This window comes from Tritonibacter sp. SIMBA_163, from assembly GCF_046535935.1.
Lineage (GTDB): Bacteria > Pseudomonadota > Alphaproteobacteria > Rhodobacterales > Rhodobacteraceae > Epibacterium > Epibacterium scottomollicae.
Genome location: NZ_JAWJBP010000009.1, coordinates 24,947 through 40,892, shown reverse-complemented (window position 1 = coordinate 40,892; position 15,946 = coordinate 24,947). Strand labels below are relative to the sequence as shown.

The window sequence follows — 15,946 nt, the reverse complement described above, 5'->3', positions numbered from 1 at the left end:
TCGGCGTCTGCCACTTCGCTCCTCAAGTACGCACATCCTCTCGCTCGTTTTGGGGTCTCGAAGCAAGCGTGCGCTGAAAGCTGAAAACCATTCATCAACCAAATGATGCATCAAGGTCACAGTCGATTTCACCGGATAGCTCCGCAAACTGCAGCAGGCGCGAGTCTATTAAAGAATAGGCTTGTTGGCGCATCCCGCCTTGTCTAGGAGTAGATCAACTGCAAATTCTGGAACAGGCCCGGCCAATATGCGTGGTATAAAGACTTTCGTTCTTCTATCTTCATTGACCTTTGTGACCGCCTGCGGGGCCTTCAGATCGCTGGACACCAGCACTGAGGTCGATGACCGCGACACGATCGTGCTCGCAGGCGAAGGCCGTGAAGCAAACGATGACAAGACCACGATCTGGGAAGCCTTTGGCCCTCGCAAAAGCGAACAACGCGTTCAAGTGAACCGCTATCTGTGGGCCGCAAGCCTTGATGTGCTGGAATTCCTGCCTGTTCAGTCGGTCGACCCGTTCACCGGCGTGATCGTGACCGGGTACGGCACACCGCCGGGTGGCGGGCGCTCTTACCGGGCAACCGTTCACATCAAAGATCCCGCGCTTGAGGCACGGTCGCTCAACGTTGCGCTGCAAAGCCGTGGTGGCGCCGTGAGTTCGGCAACTGCACGCGCCGTCGAGGATGCGATTCTCACCCGTGCCCGTCAGCTACGCATAGCTGACAAGAAGATCTGACGCCTGCGCACTGGAACCCAATAGAAATTACACGTATCAGAAGCGCCGGGTCTAAAGCCCGGCGTTTTTAGTCAAAGGACCCCTCACATGTCGCGTTACGAAGCCTCGGACATCGAAGCCAAATGGCAAAAAGCCTGGGAAGAGGCTGCCATTTTCCAAGCGAAAGAAGATCACGACAAACCCAAGTACTATGTGCTTGAGATGTTCCCCTACCCGTCGGGCAAGCTGCACATGGGCCATGTGCGCAACTACACGATGGGCGACGTGATCGCGCGCTACAAGCTGTCCACCGGCCATAACGTGCTGCACCCGATGGGGTTTGACGCCTTTGGCATGCCTGCGGAAAACGCCGCGATGGCCTCGGGCGGGCACCCCAAGGACTGGACCTATTCCAACATCGACACGATGGTCGAACAGATGAAGCCGCTGGGCCTCTCGCTCGACTGGTCGCGCATGTTCGCCACCTGCGATCCCGAATACTATGGCCAGCAGCAGGCTTTGTTCCTTGATTTCCTTGAAAAAGGTTTGGTCTACCGCAAGAACGCCGTGGTCAACTGGGATCCCGTGGACATGACCGTTCTGGCCAATGAGCAGGTTGAGGCCGGACGTGGCTGGCGCTCCGGTGCGCTGGTGGAACGGCGTGAACTGACGCAGTGGTTCTTCAAGATCTCCGACTATTCGGATGAGCTGCTGACCGCGCTCGATGGGCTGGAAAACTGGCCGGCCAAGGTGCGCCTGATGCAGGAAAACTGGATCGGCAAGTCCCGCGGGTTGCAGTTCAGCTTTGAGCGCACCGATGGTGAAGAGGCAATCGAGGTCTATACGACTCGCCCCGACACGCTGATGGGCGCAAGCTTTGTTGGCATCTCTCCCGATCACCCGATTGCCAAGCAGCTCGAGGCCGAATCGCAAGAGGTCGCCGATTTTGTTGCGGAATGCCGCAAGGGCGGCACCACGGAAGAAGCCATCGAGACCGCACCGAAGCTGGGCTACGATACCGGCCTGCGCGTGCGTCACCCGCTCGACCCGAACTGGGAGTTGCCGGTCTGGATCGCCAACTTCATCCTGATGGATTACGGCACCGGCGCGATCTTTGCCTGCCCGGCGCATGACCAGCGCGACTTTGAGTTCGCCACCAAATACGACCTGCCGATCATTCCTGTGGTGGAGCCGGTCGAAGGCGCAGATGAGCTGACCGAGGCCTATGTGCCGACCAAAGCCGAGAAGGTCCGCTATGTGCGCGGCTTTGCAGGTACCGAGGAACAAACCGGCGAGGACGGCGTCAACACCGCCGTCGACAAAGCCGAGGCTGAAGGCTGGGGCGAAGGCGTCACCAAATTCCGCCTGCGCGACTGGGGTCTTTCGCGTCAGCGCTACTGGGGCTGCCCGATTCCCGTCGTCCACTGCCCCGATTGCGGCGTGGTGCCGGAAAAGAAAGAGAACCTGCCCATCGCGCTTCCTTACGACGAGGACGGCAAGGCGATTGATTTCTCGGTGCCCGGCAACCCGCTGGACCGTCACCCGAGCTGGCGCGATTGTGCATGCCCGTCCTGTGGCAAGCCCGCCCAGCGCGAGACCGACACGATGGACACCTTTGTGGACTCCAGCTGGTATTTCGCCCGTTTCACCGCACCCCGCGCCGAGACGCCGACGGATCTGGAAGCTGCGAGCTACTGGATGAACGTCGATCAATACATCGGCGGCATTGAGCATGCGATTCTCCACCTGCTTTATTCGCGGTTCTTTGCCCGCGCGATGGAGATCTGTGGCCATCTGCCCGAGAGCGCCAAAGAGCCGTTTGATGCGCTCTTTACGCAAGGCATGGTGACCCACGCGATTTACGAGAATGCCGAGCGCAAGAACGAGAACGGCCGCTCAATCTACCACTACCCGAATGAGGTCGAAGAGCGGGATGGAGGCGTCTTCGTCAAGGAAACCGGTGAGCGGATCAAGGTTATTCCCTCGGCCAAGATGTCCAAGTCCAAGAACAACGTGGTCGATCCGCTGGCGATCATCTCTACCTACGGGGCCGATACCGCGCGTTGGTTCGTTCTGTCCGATTCGCCGCCCGAGCGGGACGTGGAATGGACCGCATCTGGCGCTGAAGCCGCCTATAAGCACCTGAACCGGGTCTGGAACCTTTGTGATCGCATTGGCGAGATGGACCCGGATGCGAAAGGCGAAGGCGACGAGGATCTCTTGCGCGAGATGCATAAGGCGATCCGTGATGTGACGCTGGGGGTCGAGAGCTTTGGCTTCAATGCCGCCATCGCCAAGCTTTATGGCTTCACCAACACGCTGTCGAAATCCAAGGCCAGCGCTGCGGTACAAAAGCAAGCTATCAAGACTTTGGCGCAGCTGATGTCGCCGATGACACCGCATTTGTCCGAGGATATCTGGGCGCATCAGGGTGGCGAAGGGCTGGTTGCCAACGCCCCATGGCCGGTCGCGGACGACTCCATGCTGGTCGAGGACAGCGTCACCCTGCCCATCCAGGTGAACGGCAAACGGCGCGGCGAGCTGACCGTTGCCAAGGATCTCGACAAGGCGGAGGTTGAAAAACTGGCGCTGGCGCATGAAGCTGTACAACGGGTGCTGGAAGGTGCGGCGCCCAAGAAGGTGATCGTTGTACCGGGGCGGATCGTCAATGTCGTTGCCTGACCGACGCAGATTCCTAGACCTGATGCTGGCGCTGCCCCTTGGCGCCGGCCTCTCTGCCTGCGGGTTCGAGCCGGTCTATGGGCCGAACGGAGCGGGCACGGCCCTGCGCAACCAGATTGCATTTCAGGCGCCCGAAACCATCGGCGCGCCGAGCGACACTGATGCCTACTACTTCGTCCGCCAGCTGGAGACACGTCTGGGCCGTGCGGGGGCGCCAGCCTACCGAATGGACCTGACGCTGAACACGAGCGAAGTCGGTCAGGCGATCACCGCCGACGGCGACATCACCCGGTATTCGCTGACCGGCACCGCGGGCTACAGCCTCGTGCGCCTGTCGGACGGGCAGATCGTTGCCAGCGGCGAGGTGGAGAACTTCTCCGGCTATTCCGCCAGCGGCACCACGGTACAGACCCTGGCTTCTGAGACCGACGCGCACGAGCGCCTGATGGTGATTCTCGCCGATCAGATCGTGACCCGGCTTTATGCGGTGCCCGGTTTGGGCACGGCGACCGGCACATGAAACTCAGCCCGCGCGAGGCCGAGGGCTATTTCGCCCGCCCCGACCCCGGCAAGACCGGGATGTTGATCTACGGGGCGGATGCGATGCGCGTCTCGCTCAAACGTCAGCAGATGCTGGCAGCACTCCTTGGTCCCGCAGCCGAGGAGGAGATGCGCCTGACCCGTATGGTGGCGGGCGAGTTGCGCAAGGATCCGGCCCGACTTCTGGACGCAGTGAAGGCCGTGGGGTTCTTTCCCGGCATCCGTGCGGTGTTTGTCGAGGATGCCAATGACACCGCCACCCCGGCGATCACCGCTGCGTTGCAGGAATGGCAGGCGGGTGATGCGCAAATCGTGGTCACCGCGGGCCAGCTGAAAGCCTCATCAAAGCTGCGCAAGGCCTTTGAAACCCACAGCAACGCCTACGCCACCGGCATCTACGACGATCCGCCCTCCCGCGCGGAGATCGAGCGCATTCTGGGCGAGGCGGGGGTGCGCGATGTTCCCGGCGACAGCATGTCGGCGCTGACCGACATTGCCAATGAGATCGGTCCCGGCGATTTCTCTCGTATGATCGAGAAGCTGAGCCTCTATAAACATGGCGACAACAGCCCGCTGACGCTGGAGGATATCGACGCGGTGGCGCCTCAATCCACCGAAGCCGCGCTGGACGATCTGCTCAACGTGGTGGCCGAAGGGCGCAGCACCGAGATCGGCCCCGTGCTGCGGCGTCTGCAGGCTCAGGGCACTAACGCGGTCAGCCTTTGCATCGGGGCGACCCGGCATTTTCGCACGCTTTACACCATCGCCTCTCATCCCGGCGGCCCAGCGCAAGGCATCGGTGGCCTGCGGCCGCCGCTCTATGGCAAGCGGCGCGACCGGATGTTGCGGCAAGCCCAGGGCTGGGGCGCGCAGAAATTGCAGAACGCGCTGACTTTGCTGACCGATACCGACCTACAGCTGCGGTCTGCCGGGCAGAGCGCTCCGGCGCAAGCGCTGACTGAACGCGCCCTGATCCGGCTGGCTATGCTGGCCCGGGCGCGCTGATCACCATCCCGCGACGACGTGACGGGCCGCTTGACCTCTTTCGCGCGTGCAGCAAACCTGCCTGCAACCAAGGAGGACACATGATGTACAAAGTGATCGGCAAGCCGATGACCCGCACGTTCCGCGTGCTTTGGGCGCTGGAAGAACTGGAACAGCCCTATGAGTTGGAAGATGCGGCCCCGCAAAGCGCCGAAATCCGCAATTACAACCCATCAGGCAAGGTGCCCGCCCTTGTGGTAGACGGCACGACCGTGACTGATTCCGTGGCGATCATCACCTATCTCGCTGACAAGCACGGTGCGTTGACCGCGCCCGCCGGCACTTTGGCCCGCGCGCGGCAGGATTCGGTCACCAATATGCTCAACGACGAAATGGATGCGCTTCTCTGGATGGCTGCGCGGCACAGCTTTGCCCTGCCGGAAGAGCAGCGGGTGCCGGCGATCAAGGACTCGCTGCGCTGGGAATTTGCCCGATCCGTCAGCCGCGTCGAGGCCCGCTTGACCGATGAATTCATCGCAGGCGAAAGTTTCTCCATCGCCGATATCCTGCTGACCCATTGCCTGAACTGGGCACGCGGGGCCAAGTTCGAGGTCGAAAGCGAGGCGTTGCTGGCCTATGGCAAGCGCATGCGTGACCGGGCGGCGTTTCAGCGCGTCGTGACACTCGCCAAGTAACGCGCCGCAGCCTGCCCGGCCCAGCGCCCGGTAGCAAAACAGGCGGTCAGCAGATAGCCGCCCGTCGGCGCGTCCCAATCCAGCATCTCTCCGGCGCAAAATGTGCCGGGGAGTGCCTTCAACATCAGCCCGTCATCCAGCGCATCGCGCCGCACGCCGCCCGCGGTCGAGATCGCCTCGTCCAGTGGACGCAGCCCCGCATGGCTGACCCGCAGATGCTTGATGATCCGGGACAGAGCCGCCGGATCCTGCGGCAGCGGACGCCCGAATTCCTGCAGGAGTGCCGTTTTCACCGGACCCAATTTCAGCCCCCGCCGCATATGATTGGCCCAGCTTGCCTTGCCGCGTGGCTTTGCCAGGCGCGTGGCCAGCTCCGCCACGGCCACGTCAGGCGCGAGGTCCAGATATAGCGCATGTCCGTCTCGTAAGGCCGGGGTCAGCGCATAGAGCCCGCCGCCTTCTAGCCCACGCGCCGATAGAGTTGCCTCTCCGCGTCCCGTCAGATGCCCGGCCTGCCAGCCTACCGCCTTGATCGCCGCCCCGAAGTGCGGCGCCATGTGATCGCTCCATGCCACCGAAAGCGCTGCGTTGGAGGGCTGGAAGGGGGCCAGCGCCACACCCTGGCTGGCCAGCATCGCGGCCCAGGCGCCATCAGATCCCAGCCGCGCCCAACTGGCCCCGCCCAGCGCCAGAACCGTCGCACGGGGCGAAATCCGCTGCGGGCCATCCGGCGTGTTGAAGCTCAACTGACCATCCTGCCAACCGGTCCAGCGCCAGCCCACATGCCGGGTTACGCCAAGCTGATCCAGCTCCGCCAACCAAGCGCGCAGCAGAGGCGAGCCTTTCATCGCAGTGGGAAACACCCGCCCGGTCGAGCCCGTGAACAGCGCCTGCCCCAGCCCCTGCGCCCAATCCTGCACCGCCTGCGCGTCAAAGGCGCGGATCATCGGGGCCAGCCAGTCCTCGGCATCGCCATAGTGGGCAAGCAGCGCCCCGATCGGTTCGTCCTTGGTCAGGTTGAGGCCGGATTTGCCAGCCATCAGAAACTTGCGCGCCGGCGAAGGCTTGGCCTCGACCAGCGCCACCCGATGCCCCTGACGGGCGATTTCACCCGCAGCCATCAGGCCCGCTGGCCCGCCTCCGATCACCACCGCATCCCACTCGTGCATTCGACTTTGCCTTTTGCTGTCTCTGCCGCATCTTGCGCGGTGAGCATCCCAACTTCGCAGCCCATCATGACCGACCCGGACACCAATCCGATCTGCCCGCTCTGCGCCCGTCCGATCCCGGAAGACGCCCCACAGAGCCTGCACCACCTGATCCCAAAGCTCAAAGGAGGCAAGGGCGGTCCGACGGTTTTGCTCCACCATATCTGCCACAGGGAGATCCACGCCAGCCTGAGCGAAGCGGAGTTGGCGCGCAATTACAGCACCATCGCAGCCTTGCAACAGCATCCGCGGCTGGCGAAGTTCATCAACTGGGTGCAGAAGCGCCCGCCAGACTTTTCCTCCCGCGTGCCGGGCAAGCGACGGAAACGCTAGGTCGGCGCGCAGGCTTGCAGGATCGCGCGGGCAACTTCGGGATCTGCCGCCAAGGACGTTTCCACCAATGCTTCGGCGGTCTGCAACAGGTCCTCCGGCGCCACGATGCGGTCGATCAGTCCGTAGTCATAGGCCTCCTGCGCGGAGAGCTTCTGCCCCGCCGCCAGCACCATCTTGGTGCGCGCCGGGCCGATCAGTGCCCGCATCCGGGCCGCATCCGAGGGCTGTGGCAGGTAGCCCAGTTGCATCACCGGATAAAACACCTTGGCCGTAGGCACCGCAATGCGGAGATCGCAAGCCAGCGCCATGCCGTTGGCACCGCCCGCAAGCGTGCCGTTGAGGGCCGCCACCTTCAGGCAGGGCATCTCCGCCAGCGTCGCGGACAGCTCCTCCCACAGGGGCGAGGTGGCCAGCCCGGCCTTCGCGGCATCAAGATCCGCACCGGCGCTAAACACCTTGCCCGTGCCGGTCAGGATCACGGCCCGCGCGCCCTCGGCCCCACGCAAGACAGCAATCAACTGCTGCAGCATGTCCGGCGTCAGGGCGTTGGCTTTCTCCGGACGGTTGAGGCGCAGGGTCAGCAAACCGCGCGAATCCTGATGGCGTTCGATCATGTCAGGCCGACTCGCGTGCGGATGGTCTCATCGCGCAGGGAGATCTCGGTGCCGATGAATTCGTCGGCATCGGGGCTGCACATCCACAGAAGCGTACGCGCAGGCCATTCCGCCGGGATGTGATCCTCCCAGTCCAGCTGGCTTACCGGATTGAGACCGCTGGCCTTGATGTCGCGCTGCATCTGGGTGGCCACCGTGCCCGGCGACAATCCCATAACCCGAATGCCGTTTTCACCCTCCTCAAGGTGCAGCGCTTCAGTCAGCATCGCCGCGCCCGCCTTGGAGGTGCAATAGGCGCTCCAACCTTCCAGAGGCCGCTGCGACGCGCCAGATCCGATGGTCAGCACAGAGCCGCCACCCGCCGCCTTCAGATGCGGCAAGCCTGCGTGCATCATATTGAAAACGCCGGTGATGTTCACATTGATCAACTGCGCCCAATCCGCAGGGGATGCATCCGCCAAACGGTCGATCGGGTCGATCAGGCCAGCGTTGCAAATCAGCACATCAAGGCTGCCGAAAACGTCCTTGGTTTTGGCAAATGCCGCCTCAACCGCCGCGTAGTCGGACACATCGCAGGCCAGTGCGAGCGCTTTTTCGCCTATCTCTGCCGCCAGTTCGGTGAGCGCATCAGCGCTACGCGCAAGAAGCGCGACATTTGCACCAGAAGCGGCGAAAACCCTTGCTGCATCCGCTCCGATGCCCCGGCTCGCCCCTGAAATGACAACTGTCTTACCTGCGATATCCATAAATTGTCTCCAAATCTTCGTTTGCTTATGTGTTAATCTGCTTTGGGGGGAACGGTCCAGTCATTGGCTCCCTTGACCACACCCGCGCGAGCGGAGAGGTTCGCCCCAACTCTTCGCTAGGAAAGGTTCTTCTTATGTCTGTTTCTCTTTTTCGTGGCCTGGGCGCCGTTGCCCCAATACTGCTTATCGCCCAGGCGGCGCACGCCGATCTGAGCGCTCAGGATGTCTGGTCTGACTGGAAATCCTACATGTCCGACACCGGATATGACGTGACCGCATCAGAGGCGTTCGAAAACGGTACACTCAAAGTCACCGACATCGCAATGTCGATGGACATCGACGGTGATACCCTCTCCGTGACCATGGGCGCGCTGGACTTCATTGAAAATGGCGATGGCAGCGTGAATGTCGTGATGCCAGCCGAATTCCCGATGGCGTTTGATGTCAATTCCGATGGCGAAGCCGTCACCGGTAGCTTGCTCTACACCCATGACGGCAGCCCGATGGTCGTCAGCGGCGACACTTCCGAAATGGAGTATAGCTACGCTGTCGATCAAGGCACCATCACGCTCAACGACCTCGTGATCGAGGGCGAAGCCGTCCCCACTGACGTTGCGGCCCTGACCCTCACCATGAATGACATTGCCAGCAACACGGTGATGAAAATTGGTGACTTGCGGTCCTACACCCAATCCATGACCGTCGCATCCCTTGCCTATGATTTCATGTTCCAGGACCCTGAAGGTGACGACGGGGCGGCCTTCAACGGCGTGATCGAGGGTGTGAACTTCGACGGCGACGCCATCGTGCCCGAGCTTGAAGATCCCTCTGATGTCTCGGCGATGCTGAACGCAGGCATGGCCTACGATGGCAAATTCACCTTCGAGTCCGGCAGCAGCAACGCGAAAGGCTCCGACGGCTCTGACAACTTCGAGATACAGACCACCTCGAACGGCGGCGAGTTCAACATCGGCCTCAGCCCCGACGGCCTGACCTACGACGTCATCCAATCCGACACGACGTTGAACATGACCGGCTCCGACTTCCCGTTCCCGATCTCGCTGAGCATGGCCGAGATGGGCGTGAACTTTGCGATGCCGCTGACAAAATCCGAAGAAGAGCAGGATTTTGCTCTCGGTCTCGCGCTGCGCGAATTTGCGGTTCCGGAAATGCTCTGGGGTCTGATCGACCCGACTGGCGAGCTGCCGCATGACCCGGCCAACCTGGTTGTTGACCTGACCGGTACCGGCAAACTGTTCTTTGACCTGACGGATGAAGAACAAATGGCTGCAGTCGAGGACGGCGAAGAGGTTCCGGGGGAAGTGAACTCGCTGAAAATCAACGAAGTGCTGCTGTCCGCCGCGGGTGCAGAACTGACCGGCACCGGTGACTTCACCTTTGACAACACCGACCTGGAGAGCTTTGACGGGATGCCGGCACCTTCAGGTGAGGCCAACCTGCAGTTGGTGGGTGCAAACGCGCTGATCGAAAAGCTGATCGGAATGGGTCTCCTGTCCGAGGATGACGCCATGGGTGCACGCATGATGATGGGCATGTTTGCCGTCCCTGCCGGTGATGACACGCTGACCTCGAAAATCGAAGTCAACGACGAAGGTCACGTGCTCGCCAATGGTCAGCGCCTGAAGTAATCGCATCGGGCCTTTGCCCACATGTGATGGGGCCGCTCCTGCCGGGGCGGCCTCTTTTTATGGTGCACAGCCCTTGCGGTAGCCCGGCGGTCTGGCTAGCTCTGGAGCATTGCCGCTCATACGTGAAGGTGCACATGACCCAAACTCCGCAAACCCTCTGCCACGCCCTGCTCGACGCAGCGCGCAAGGCGGGCGCTGATTCCGCCGATGCAATGGCCGCCGAGGGCAGCTCCCTCTCCATCGAGGTCCGCGACGGCACCCTGGAACACGCGGAACGCTCCGAAGGGGTGGATATCGGGCTGCGCGTATTCGTCGGACAACGACAGGCGCAAGTGTCCTCGTCCGACACACGCACCGAGACACTGGCCGCCATGGCGGAGCGCGCTGTGGCGATGGCGCGCGAGGCACCGGAAGATCCCTATGCGGGATTGGCGGATGCCGAACAGTTGGCCCAGTCCTGGGATCTGGCCGCACTTGAGATGGCAGACCCCAGCGCGGAACCGGCACCGGACCAGTTGCAGCAAGACGCCTTGACCGCCGAGGCGGCCTGCGCGGCCATCGAGGGGATCACGCAGGTCCAATCCGCCGCTGCGGGCTACGGTCGGCATGACATCCATCTCGCCGCGAGCAACGGGTTCTCCGGAGGCTATGCGCGCACCAGCCGATCGGTCTCCTGCGTTGGCATCGCGGGGACCGGCAGCGGCATGGAACGCGACTATGATGGCGATTCCCGCACGTTTCAGAGCGATTTGCGCGCAGCCGGAGACGTCGGGCACACCGCGGGCACCCGTGCAATCGAACGTATCAATTCCCGCCGCCCCAAGACCGGGGCCTATCCGGTCCTGTTTGACGAACGCATCTCGTCCTCGCTGATCGGCCATTTGCTGAGTGCCGCCAATGGGGCGGCCATCGCGCGGGGCTCATCGTGGTTGAAGGATGGTCTTGGTACGCAGATCCTGCCAGACAGCCTGTCAGTGATCGAAGATCCGCACCGTGCACGTATGTCCGGCTCTCGTCCCTTTGACGGCGAAGGGCTTCCGACGCAAAAACGTGCCATTGTTGAGGACGGGGTCCTGACCGGCTGGACCATGGATCTGGCCTCCGCTCGCAAGCTGGGGATGGAAAGTACCGGCAACGCCGCCCGTGGCATTGGTTCCGTCCCTTCGCCGTCCAACTGGAATATCGCACTGACCCAGGGCACACGGACGCGCGCCGAGTTGATCCGGGACATGGGCACCGGCCTGTTGGTCACCTCGATGATCGGCTCTACGATCAATCCCAATACCGGGGATTATTCGCGCGGCGCTTCGGGCTTCTGGATAGAGAACGGCGAGATCGCCCATCCGGTCAACGAAGTCACCATCGCGGGCAACCTGCTCGACATGCTCAAGACGCTGGTGCCAGCCAATGACGCCCGGACCTACCTGTCCCGTGTTGTCCCCTCGCTGCTGCTCGAAGGAATGACACTTGCCGGAGAGTGATCTGTCCCTTCTCATTTCGGCGGCGCAGCGGGCAGGTGAGATCGCGGGGCAATTTGTTGGCACCGAAGCGCAGAAATGGGACAAGCCCGATGGTGCAGGGCCGGTAACCGAAGCCGACCTCGCCGTGAACCGCTATCTCGAGGATCGGCTGCAGGCCGCGCGCCCCGATTACGGTTGGCTGTCGGAGGAGAGTGAAGACAATGAACTGCGCCTGTCGCGGTCACATGTCTTTGTCATTGATCCGATCGATGGCACCCGTAGTTTTGCCGATGGCTCTCGAACCTGGGCGCATTCGCTCGCGATCGTGAGGGATGGCGCGCCCGTTGCCGCCGTCGTCATGCTACCGCAGCGCGACCTGCTTTTTGCCGCGGCCGCCGGTCAGGGCGCACGCTGCAATGGTACGCCAATTCACGCCAGTCCTGCTCAAGATGTCGAAGCTGCTCACGTGCTGAGCGCCAAGTCCGCGCTGGATGCCCACCACTGGACCGATGCCGGACCGCCTGCATTTGAACGTAGCCATCGCCCATCGCTGGCCTATCGAATGGCACGTGTGGCCGATGGCACCTATGATGCGATGCTGACCCTGCGCCCCACCTGGGAGTGGGACATCGCCGCAGGTGTCTTGCTCCTGGAGGAAGCTGGAGGTGTGGCGACCAACCGCTGTGGTGGGCGCATGGTTTTCAACCGCCCCGACGCGCTTCAGGACGGCGTCGTGGCGGGCGGACCGGAGCTGCATCGCCAATTGCTCTCCCGCCTGGTCTACAGTTCGGATGAGAACCGGAGCTGATGCCCTGGCGCGAAGACGAATATAGATTTGGTACCGCCCCCCTGAGCCGCCCTGACGGCGAGCTGGTCTGGGCGCATGCGACAACACAGGAACGGTTTCTGGGCCTGTGCGATGTAGGGCATCGTCTGAAGACCATGCGCCCTGACCTCTCGATGATGTTCACCTGGGAGGAGGATGCGCGCCCCTCTCACATTCCGGAAGGTTGCGATATCGCCTTGGGGCCGCTGACTGTCGAGCAGCCAACTGATATCCGCAATTTTCTTGATCACTGGGACCCGGATGTCTGCATCTGGGCGGGCGGTCATCTGCGCCGGGTGTTGATGCGCCAGATACGCGAACGCAAACTCCCCTCCGTTCTGGTCGACATCGATGCCGATGAATTGCCAGGACGTACATCGCGTTGGTTGCCCGATCAACGGCACCGGCTATTGAATGGGTTTTCCGAAATCCTCGTACCTGGCACCGAAGTCACGGAGCGGTTGAAGCGCGCTGGTGTTCCGGCTGAACGCATCCGCTCGTCCGGTCGCCTATTCGAGTCGACCAGCCCGCCTGGCTGCAACGACGAGGAGCTGGCACGGCTGCAATCTCAACTCCATAGCCGCCCCGTTTGGCTCGGCGCGCGGCTGTCGCTGACCGAGTTGCAACCGGTGGCAAAGGCGCATCGCGCCACGCTCCGACTGTTGCATCGTTTGCTTCTGGTCATCACTGTCGACACGTTTGAGGATCTCGAAGCTGCTCGTAATACTTTGAAAAAAGAGGGGCTTGTCTTTGCCGACTGGGATATGGGCGAGGAGCCGGAAGATCACACCCAGGTCATAATCGGGCTTACCGAAGACCTCGGCCTCTGGTACCGGCTGTGCCCGCTCTGTTTTCTCGGCAATAGCCTGATCAGGGGAGCGCAGGGCATCAACCCATTGAACGCAGCGGCCTTGGGATCTGCAATTCTACATGGTCCGGGTGTTGTCACGCATACACAGGCCTACCATCGCCTGGCGGCACTGGGAGCTGCCCAGCGCATCCATGGCGAAGAGGAACTGTCCGAAGCGGTTTATCAGCTCTCCTCCCCTGACAAGGCAGCAGAAATGGCGCTTGCAGGTTGGCAGGTCGTGACCGAAGGTGCGGTCATGACAGACAATCTCCTCGACAAGATTCAGGATCTTCTGGACCAAGGTGAAATCAACGATGCGGCCACCTGAATTCTGGAACAGGCCACCGGGGGTCTTTGACCTGCGGGCCTGCGCTCTGTCACCGTTGGGTGCGCTCTATGCGCGCGCCACTGCTGCACGTCTGCGCAAGGGCATCGCGCTGCAAGCCACGGTTCCGGTGATCTGCGTCGGCAACCTGAACGCGGGCGGCACGGGCAAGACTCCGACGGTCATCTGGTTGATGGAGCAGCTCGGCGCAGCCGGACATTCCGTTCACGTCGTGTCACGCGGCTATGGCGGGCGGCTCGACGGGCCGGTGCAAGTGGACCCGAGGCACCATTCCGCAGCAGATGTCGGCGATGAACCACTTCTGATGGCCGCCTTCGGCGAAGTCTGGGTGGCCAAGGAGCGGAGCGCAGGCGTCGAAGCTGCGGCAAACTCTGGCGCCAGCGTGATCCTGATGGACGATGGGTTCCAAAACCCATCCGTAACAAAGGATTTTTCGATCATCGTGGTCGATGCCCAACGCGGATTCGGCAACGGGCGCTGCCTCCCGGCAGGACCATTGAGAGAACCAGTCGATGTCGGATTGAAGCGGGCGGATGTTGTGCTGTCACTGGGTAACACCTCTGCACAGAACGACTTTCGCGCCCTTTGGGGACCGGCGATCACCATCCCTCATGTCGAAGGGCACGTCGCCCCGTTGCCAACCGGAATGCCATGGCAAGGCACCAAGGTGCTCGCCTTTGCCGGCATCGGGCATCCGGAAAAGTTCTTTGCCACCCTGCGCGGCCTTGGCGCAGACCTTCGCCGCGCGGAGGCATTGGATGACCATCAAACTCTGGCTCCGGCGCTGCTGACCCGGCTGGAACAGGAAGCGCGCCTGCTTGGTGCGCAACTCGTTACCACGGAGAAAGACGCCGTGCGGTTGCCTGACAGCTTTCGACGCAAGGTGATCACCCTGCCGGTCCGCCTACAGATACCCGAGGCCGACATGCTGCTCACCCGCCTGAAGGAAATCGCGCCGCCCCCTGCATGAGAGAACGGCGCGGATTATCATAAGAACGATAGAAGGTTAGCCTTCGAGCTCTGCGTCGATCAGCGCCTTCATGTCTTCGTAGGACTGGTTCGACACCTTGGTTCCGTTCAGGACGAAGGACGGAGTGGACTGAACTTCGTCTTTGGTCGCGTTTTCCTGATACCAGGCCACCAGTGTCTGAGCCTTGGTAGCGTCCTGCATGCAGGCCTCCAGCTTGTCGTTGTCGAGGCCAGCCAGGCGACCGATCTTTTTCAACGCCTCGACCATCTCGGTCGGATTGCCGGCGCGGGTCCACTCGGACTGCTGTTGGAAGATCAGATCGGTGATGCCGAAGAATTTCTCCGCTCCACCGCACCGGGCAACCATGGATGCCCACAGGCCAAAGCGGTCGAAGTAGACCTCGCGATAGATGAACTTCACTTTGCCAGTGTCGATGTAGTCCGCCTTCAGCTTCTTGTAAGCGTCCGCGTGGAAACTCGCGCAATGCGGGCAGGTGTAGGATGCATACTCGATCATGGTGACAGGCGCATCTTCCGCGCCCTGAACCATCTCGACGATGGTGGAGGTATCGACTTCGGCAGCCTCAGCACTCTCCTGCGCGTTGGCTGCGCCAATCAGTTGGATGTCCAGTAAGCTCGTCTCGCCTTGACGGGTCGAGAAGCTGTTCATGGCATAAACACCTGCGGCGACGGCCACGGCCGCGCAAATACCTGTCATCGTACGGGTCATTTCTACCCCTTTCGGTTTGTTTTTTGTCGTGTCATCACATTGCGCCCAAGCCGCTCGAGTGCTGCGCGCAATTCGTCGTTCTCTACACCGGTGGCCGTCTCCCGGGCCGCCGCAACATCCTCAGGTGCGGGTTCGGCCTGTTTGCGGGTTTTCGGCGCATAGCGAAAATCCACCTGACCATCCGCAAAGCCGATCGGAGCTGTCTGCGTGATGTGAAGCTTGGAAATGGCGTTGTAGCCATAAACCGCGTTGACCTTGTCACGCAGCGCCGCTTTTTGCATTTCCAGCATCGGGGCCATGGCGCCCGTGGTCAGCACAGTCAGCGTTGCACCGATACCGCCGCGCCCGTAGCCGACCTTGACCGGGCGCGCCATCGCCGCCAGATCCGGACCGACGATGTCCTCCCAATGGGTCAGCAGCCGCGAAACCGCGAAACCACGGGTCTCTCCCGCCTTGCGAATCTGGTCATTCAGCAAGGAGCCTGTTCGTTTAAAGCCGCGTGTGGTGGGTCGTCTGTATGCCATGCCGGTGGTTTTGCGTGTGTGTTCGCCCTATTGTAAAGGGCCGGACGTCAGAGACCAGCCAAACCATAAGCCAAA

At 61.9% G+C, this 15,946-nt stretch carries 16 protein-coding genes; 11 read left to right on the top strand and 5 right to left on the bottom strand.

The genetic code is table 11. The annotated features are described in order from the left end of the window. Positions 1-247: 247 nt before the first annotated feature. The 5 genes from R0J92_RS14050 (at position 248) to R0J92_RS14030 (ending at position 5,616) form a co-directional block, all read left to right on the top strand. Entirely contained in the window at positions 248-736 is a 489-nt protein-coding gene (locus R0J92_RS14050) for a DUF3576 domain-containing protein (protein ID WP_317384744.1), read from the top strand. Between the two features lie 87 nt (positions 737-823). Next, positions 824-3,397, top strand: coding sequence for a leucine--tRNA ligase (leuS, locus tag R0J92_RS14045; protein ID WP_411052101.1), 2,574 nt, complete (start codon positions 824-826; stop codon positions 3,395-3,397). Continuing rightward, positions 3,384-3,917: an LPS assembly lipoprotein LptE gene (lptE, locus tag R0J92_RS14040; RefSeq protein WP_411052100.1), complete on the top strand. Its 534-nt coding sequence runs from the start codon at positions 3,384-3,386 to the stop codon at positions 3,915-3,917. Before leuS ends, lptE begins: the two co-directional genes overlap by 14 nt. Beyond that, entirely contained in the window at positions 3,914-4,942 is a 1,029-nt protein-coding gene (holA, locus tag R0J92_RS14035) for a DNA polymerase III subunit delta (RefSeq protein WP_411052099.1), read from the top strand. The genes lptE and holA overlap by 4 nt, the downstream gene beginning before the upstream one ends. A gap of 83 nt (positions 4,943-5,025) precedes the next feature. Next, on the top strand, positions 5,026-5,616 hold the full coding sequence (locus R0J92_RS14030) for a glutathione S-transferase family protein (RefSeq protein WP_106162617.1): 591 nt from the start codon (positions 5,026-5,028) through the stop codon (positions 5,614-5,616). Here R0J92_RS14030 and R0J92_RS14025 read toward each other — a convergent pair. Further along, on the bottom strand, positions 5,589-6,785 hold the full coding sequence (locus R0J92_RS14025) for a TIGR03862 family flavoprotein (RefSeq protein WP_411052098.1): 1,197 nt from the start codon (positions 6,783-6,785) through the stop codon (positions 5,589-5,591). The two genes, R0J92_RS14030 and R0J92_RS14025, sit on opposite strands and share 28 nt — an antisense overlap. A 66-nt stretch (positions 6,786-6,851) precedes the next feature. On the opposite strand from R0J92_RS14025, the gene R0J92_RS14020 reads away from it, so the two are divergent. Beyond that, on the top strand, positions 6,852-7,157 hold the full coding sequence (locus R0J92_RS14020) for an HNH endonuclease (RefSeq protein ID WP_411052097.1): 306 nt from the start codon (positions 6,852-6,854) through the stop codon (positions 7,155-7,157). Here R0J92_RS14020 and R0J92_RS14015 read toward each other — a convergent pair. Further along, positions 7,154-7,771: an enoyl-CoA hydratase/isomerase family protein gene (locus tag R0J92_RS14015; protein WP_411052096.1), complete on the bottom strand. Its 618-nt coding sequence runs from the start codon at positions 7,769-7,771 to the stop codon at positions 7,154-7,156. The two genes, R0J92_RS14020 and R0J92_RS14015, sit on opposite strands and share 4 nt — an antisense overlap. Next, positions 7,768-8,517 (bottom strand): SDR family oxidoreductase, encoded by a 750-nt coding sequence (locus R0J92_RS14010; RefSeq protein ID WP_317384750.1) that lies wholly within the window; start codon positions 8,515-8,517, stop codon positions 7,768-7,770. The genes R0J92_RS14015 and R0J92_RS14010 overlap by 4 nt, the downstream gene beginning before the upstream one ends. Before the next feature lie 134 nt (positions 8,518-8,651). On the opposite strand from R0J92_RS14010, the gene R0J92_RS14005 reads away from it, so the two are divergent. The 5 genes from R0J92_RS14005 to lpxK all read left to right on the top strand — a co-directional run bounded on the left by R0J92_RS14005 (position 8,652) and on the right by lpxK (position 14,618). Then, positions 8,652-10,166, top strand: coding sequence for a DUF2125 domain-containing protein (locus tag R0J92_RS14005; RefSeq protein WP_411052095.1), 1,515 nt, complete (start codon positions 8,652-8,654; stop codon positions 10,164-10,166). 134 nt (positions 10,167-10,300) lie between these two features. Beyond that, positions 10,301-11,647 (top strand): TldD/PmbA family protein, encoded by a 1,347-nt coding sequence (locus R0J92_RS14000; RefSeq protein WP_411052094.1) that lies wholly within the window; start codon positions 10,301-10,303, stop codon positions 11,645-11,647. Then, positions 11,634-12,434 carry a 3'(2'),5'-bisphosphate nucleotidase CysQ gene (locus R0J92_RS13995; RefSeq protein WP_411052093.1) on the top strand — a complete coding sequence of 267 codons (801 nt, stop codon included), beginning with the start codon at positions 11,634-11,636 and terminating at the stop codon, positions 12,432-12,434. Before R0J92_RS14000 ends, R0J92_RS13995 begins: the two co-directional genes overlap by 14 nt. Then, positions 12,434-13,630 (top strand): 3-deoxy-D-manno-octulosonic acid transferase, encoded by a 1,197-nt coding sequence (locus R0J92_RS13990; protein ID WP_411052092.1) that lies wholly within the window; start codon positions 12,434-12,436, stop codon positions 13,628-13,630. Before R0J92_RS13995 ends, R0J92_RS13990 begins: the two co-directional genes overlap by 1 nt. Next, positions 13,617-14,618: a tetraacyldisaccharide 4'-kinase gene (gene lpxK / locus R0J92_RS13985; protein WP_411052091.1), complete on the top strand. Its 1,002-nt coding sequence runs from the start codon at positions 13,617-13,619 to the stop codon at positions 14,616-14,618. Before R0J92_RS13990 ends, lpxK begins: the two co-directional genes overlap by 14 nt. Positions 14,619-14,654: 36 nt before the next feature. Here the strand turns inward: lpxK and R0J92_RS13980 are convergent, their stop codons facing one another. Continuing rightward, the gene (locus R0J92_RS13980) at positions 14,655-15,347 is read right to left on the bottom strand and encodes a DsbA family protein (RefSeq protein ID WP_411052090.1); all 693 of its coding nucleotides are present in this window, start codon (positions 15,345-15,347) and stop codon (positions 14,655-14,657) included. A 2-nt stretch (positions 15,348-15,349) separates the two neighbouring features. Next, a complete protein-coding gene (locus R0J92_RS13975) occupies positions 15,350-15,871 on the bottom strand; it encodes a DUF721 domain-containing protein (protein WP_106162606.1) in 522 nt (173 codons plus the stop codon). Positions 15,872-15,946 lie beyond the last annotated feature (75 nt).